Origin of the sequence: Pseudomonas sp. BIGb0164 (assembly GCF_024810135.1) — a bacterium.
Classification (GTDB): domain Bacteria; phylum Pseudomonadota; class Gammaproteobacteria; order Pseudomonadales; family Pseudomonadaceae; genus Aquipseudomonas.
Window position 1 is genome coordinate 1 of the sequence record NZ_JANUEA010000017.1, and the last position, 5,226, is coordinate 5,226.

At 51.2% G+C, this 5,226-nt stretch carries 2 tRNA genes and 2 rRNA genes; all 4 read right to left on the minus strand.

From position 1 onward, the window contains the following. Positions 1 to 34 precede the first annotated feature (34 nt). The 4 genes from M2394_RS30355 to M2394_RS30370 all read right to left on the minus strand — a co-directional run bounded on the left by M2394_RS30355 (position 35) and on the right by M2394_RS30370 (position 4,976). Positions 35 to 2,926, minus strand: a 23S ribosomal RNA gene (locus M2394_RS30355). A gap of 248 nt (positions 2,927 to 3,174) precedes the next feature. Next, a tRNA-Ala gene (locus M2394_RS30360) sits at positions 3,175 to 3,250 on the minus strand. 30 nt (positions 3,251 to 3,280) lie between these two features. After that, a tRNA-Ile gene (locus M2394_RS30365) sits at positions 3,281 to 3,357 on the minus strand. An 82-nt stretch (positions 3,358 to 3,439) separates the two neighbouring features. Further along, positions 3,440 to 4,976: ribosomal RNA gene (locus tag M2394_RS30370) — 16S ribosomal RNA — on the minus strand. The 16S and 23S rRNA genes sit together here with 2 tRNA genes alongside, the layout of an rRNA operon. Positions 4,977 to 5,226 lie beyond the last annotated feature (250 nt).

A 5,226-nucleotide genomic window follows, 5' to 3' on the forward strand; every position in this document is an offset into this window, starting at 1 on the left:
GCCTTTTCAGGTCAGCAAATTGCTTGGGTGTTATATGGTCAAGCCTCACGGGCAATTAGTATTGGTTAGCTCAACGCCTCACAGCGCTTACACACCCAACCTATCAACGTCGTAGTCTTCGACGGCCCTTCAGGGAACTCAAGGTTCCAGTGAGATCTCATCTTGAGGCTAGTTTCCCGCTTAGATGCTTTCAGCGGTTATCTATTCCGAACATAGCTACCCGGCAATGCCACTGGCGTGACAACCGGAACACCAGAGGTTCGTCCACTCCGGTCCTCTCGTACTAGGAGCAGCCCCTCTCAAATCTCAAACGTCCACGGCAGATAGGGACCGAACTGTCTCACGACGTTCTAAACCCAGCTCGCGTACCACTTTAAATGGCGAACAGCCATACCCTTGGGACCGGCTTCAGCCCCAGGATGTGATGAGCCGACATCGAGGTGCCAAACACCGCCGTCGATATGAACTCTTGGGCGGTATCAGCCTGTTATCCCCGGAGTACCTTTTATCCGTTGAGCGATGGCCCTTCCATACAGAACCACCGGATCACTAAGACCTACTTTCGTACCTGCTCGACGTGTCTGTCTCGCAGTCAAGCGCGCTTTTGCCTTTATACTCTACGACCGATTTCCGACCGGTCTGAGCGCACCTTCGTACTCCTCCGTTACTCTTTAGGAGGAGACCGCCCCAGTCAAACTACCCACCATACACTGTCCTCGATCCGGATAACGGACCTGAGTTAGAACCTCAAAGTTGCCAGGGTGGTATTTCAAGGATGGCTCCACGCAGACTGGCGTCCACGCTTCAAAGCCTCCCACCTATCCTACACAAGCAAATTCAAAGTCCAGTGCAAAGCTATAGTAAAGGTTCACGGGGTCTTTCCGTCTAGCCGCGGATACACTGCATCTTCACAGCGATTTCAATTTCACTGAGTCTCGGGTGGAGACAGCGCCGCCATCGTTACGCCATTCGTGCAGGTCGGAACTTACCCGACAAGGAATTTCGCTACCTTAGGACCGTTATAGTTACGGCCGCCGTTTACCGGGGCTTCGATCAAGAGCTTCGCGTTAGCTAACCCCATCAATTAACCTTCCGGCACCGGGCAGGCGTCACACCCTATACGTCCACTTTCGTGTTTGCAGAGTGCTGTGTTTTTAATAAACAGTCGCAGCGGCCTGGTATCTTCGACCGGCATGGGCTTACGGAGCAAGTCCTTCACCCTCACCGGCGCACCTTCTCCCGAAGTTACGGTGCCATTTTGCCTAGTTCCTTCACCCGAGTTCTCTCAAGCGCCTTGGTATTCTCTACCCAACCACCTGTGTCGGTTTGGGGTACGGTTCCTGGTTACCTGAAGCTTAGAAGCTTTTCTTGGAAGCATGGCATCAACCACTTCGCTAACTAAAAGTTAGCTCGTCATCAGCTCTCGGCCTTAAGATCCCGGATTTACCTAAGATCTCAGCCTACCACCTTAAACTTGGACAACCAACGCCAAGCTGGCCTAGCCTTCTCCGTCCCTCCATCGCAATAACCAGAAGTACAGGAATATTAACCTGTTTTCCATCGACTACGCTTTTCAGCCTCGCCTTAGGGACCGACTAACCCTGCGTCGATTAACGTTGCGCAGGAAACCTTGGTCTTTCGGCGTGGGTGTTTTTCACACCCATTGTCGTTACTCATGTCAGCATTCGCACTTCTGATACCTCCAGCAAGCTTCTCAACTCACCTTCACAGGCTTACAGAACGCTCCTCTACCGCATCACTTACGTGATACCCGTAGCTTCGGTGTATGGTTTGAGCCCCGTTACATCTTCCGCGCAGGCCGACTCGACTAGTGAGCTATTACGCTTTCTTTAAAGGGTGGCTGCTTCTAAGCCAACCTCCTAGCTGTCTAAGCCTTCCCACATCGTTTCCCACTTAACCATAACTTTGGGACCTTAGCTGACGGTCTGGGTTGTTTCCCTTTTCACGACGGACGTTAGCACCCGCCGTGTGTCTCCCATGCTCGGCACTTGTAGGTATTCGGAGTTTGCATCGGTTTGGTAAGTCGGGATGACCCCCTAGCCGAAACAGTGCTCTACCCCCTACAGTGATACATGAGGCGCTACCTAAATAGCTTTCGAGGAGAACCAGCTATCTCCGAGCTTGATTAGCCTTTCACTCCGATCCACAGGTCATCCGCTAACTTTTCAACGGTAGTCGGTTCGGTCCTCCAGTTAGTGTTACCCAACCTTCAACCTGCCCATGGATAGATCGCCCGGTTTCGGGTCTATTCCCAGCGACTAGACGCCCTATTAAGACTCGCTTTCGCTACGCCTCCCCTATTCGGTTAAGCTCGCCACTGAAAATAAGTCGCTGACCCATTATACAAAAGGTACGCAGTCACAGAACAAAGTCTGCTCCCACTGCTTGTACGCATACGGTTTCAGGATCTATTTCACTCCCCTCTCCGGGGTTCTTTTCGCCTTTCCCTCACGGTACTAGTTCACTATCGGTCAGTCAGTAGTATTTAGCCTTGGAGGATGGTCCCCCCATATTCAGACAAAGTTTCTCGTGCTCCGTCCTACTCGATTTCATGACTAAGAGATTTTCGCGTACAGGGCTATCACCCACTATGGCCGCACTTTCCAGAGCGTTCCGCTAATCTCAAAGCCACTTAAGGGCTAGTCCCCGTTCGCTCGCCACTACTAAGGGAATCTCGGTTGATTTCTTTTCCTCAGGGTACTTAGATGTTTCAGTTCCCCTGGTTCGCTTCTTGCACCTATGTATTCAGTACAAGATAACCATCTTATGATGGCTGGGTTCCCCCATTCAGACATCTCCGGATCAAAGTCTGTTTGCCGACTCCCCGAAGCTTTTCGCAGGCTACCACGTCTTTCATCGCCTCTGACTGCCAAGGCATCCACCGTATGCGCTTCTTCACTTGACCATATAACCCCAAGCAATCTGGTTATACTGTGAAGACGACATTCGCCGAAAATTCGAATTTCTCAACTAAGAGAACTCACAAATTTTACCTTAGCCTGATCCGTTACCAGTGAAAGTAACGTTCAGTCTATCTTTCTATCACATACCCAAATTTTTAAAGAACGATCTAATCAAAGACTAGAAATCAACATTCACCATCAACCTGATGGAATGCTCATTTCTAAGCTTTAAAACTTTCAGAAGCAGTAGTGGTGGAGCCAAGCGGGATCGAACCGCTGACCTCCTGCGTGCAAGGCAGGCGCTCTCCCAGCTGAGCTATGGCCCCGTATTTCTACAGGCGTTTCCCACACAAAATTGGTGGGTCTGGGCAGATTCGAACTGCCGACCTCACCCTTATCAGGGGTGCGCTCTAACCAACTGAGCTACAGACCCAATTTCGGGCTGCTTCTTATCGTCTTCTTCAATGAATCAAGCAATTCGTGTGGGAACTTATGGAGCAGCTGATGTCGTCGATTAAGGAGGTGATCCAGCCGCAGGTTCCCCTACGGCTACCTTGTTACGACTTCACCCCAGTCATGAATCACACCGTGGTAACCGTCCTCCCGAAGGTTAGACTAGCTACTTCTGGTGCAACCCACTCCCATGGTGTGACGGGCGGTGTGTACAAGGCCCGGGAACGTATTCACCGCGACATTCTGATTCGCGATTACTAGCGATTCCGACTTCACGCAGTCGAGTTGCAGACTGCGATCCGGACTACGATCGGTTTTATGGGATTAGCTCCACCTCGCGGCTTGGCAACCCTCTGTACCGACCATTGTAGCACGTGTGTAGCCCAGGCCGTAAGGGCCATGATGACTTGACGTCATCCCCACCTTCCTCCGGTTTGTCACCGGCAGTCTCCTTAGAGTGCCCACCATAACGTGCTGGTAACTAAGGACAAGGGTTGCGCTCGTTACGGGACTTAACCCAACATCTCACGACACGAGCTGACGACAGCCATGCAGCACCTGTCTCAATGTTCCCGAAGGCACCAATCCATCTCTGGAAAGTTCATTGGATGTCAAGGCCTGGTAAGGTTCTTCGCGTTGCTTCGAATTAAACCACATGCTCCACCGCTTGTGCGGGCCCCCGTCAATTCATTTGAGTTTTAACCTTGCGGCCGTACTCCCCAGGCGGTCAACTTAATGCGTTAGCTGCGCCACTAAAAGCTCAAGGCTTCCAACGGCTAGTTGACATCGTTTACGGCGTGGACTACCAGGGTATCTAATCCTGTTTGCTCCCCACGCTTTCGCACCTCAGTGTCAGTATCAGTCCAGGTGGTCGCCTTCGCCACTGGTGTTCCTTCCTATATCTACGCATTTCACCGCTACACAGGAAATTCCACCACCCTCTACCATACTCTAGTCAGTCAGTTTTGAATGCAGTTCCCAGGTTGAGCCCGGGGATTTCACATCCAACTTAACAAACCACCTACGCGCGCTTTACGCCCAGTAATTCCGATTAACGCTTGCACCCTCTGTATTACCGCGGCTGCTGGCACAGAGTTAGCCGGTGCTTATTCTGTCGGTAACGTCAAAACAGTTACGTATTAGGCAACTGCCCTTCCTCCCAACTTAAAGTGCTTTACAATCCGAAGACCTTCTTCACACACGCGGCATGGCTGGATCAGGCTTTCGCCCATTGTCCAATATTCCCCACTGCTGCCTCCCGTAGGAGTCTGGACCGTGTCTCAGTTCCAGTGTGACTGATCATCCTCTCAGACCAGTTACGGATCGTCGCCTTGGTGAGCCATTACCTCACCAACTAGCTAATCCGACCTAGGCTCATCTGATAGCGCAAGGCCCGAAGGTCCCCTGCTTTCTCCCGTAGGACGTATGCGGTATTAGCGTCCGTTTCCGGACGTTATCCCCCACTACCAGGCAGATTCCTAGGCATTACTCACCCGTCCGCCGCTCTCAAGAGAAGCAAGCTTCTCTCTACCGCTCGACTTGCATGTGTTAGGCCTGCCGCCAGCGTTCAATCTGAGCCATGATCAAACTCTTCAGTTCAAACATCTTTGGGTTTTTAAGAAACCCTAAACTTGGCTCAGCAATCGTTGGTTACATCTTTGATTTCTCGCGGAGTAACTTGTGATGCTGATAATCTTGTTGACTATCAGTCTGACTCCACAAGCACCCACACGAATTGCTTGATTCAGTTGTTAAAGAGCGGTTGGTTAAGAGCTTTCGTCTCAACCGAGGCGCGCATTCTACAGCAGCCTCATTTGCTGTCAAGTGATTATTTTCAGAAGTTTTTGAA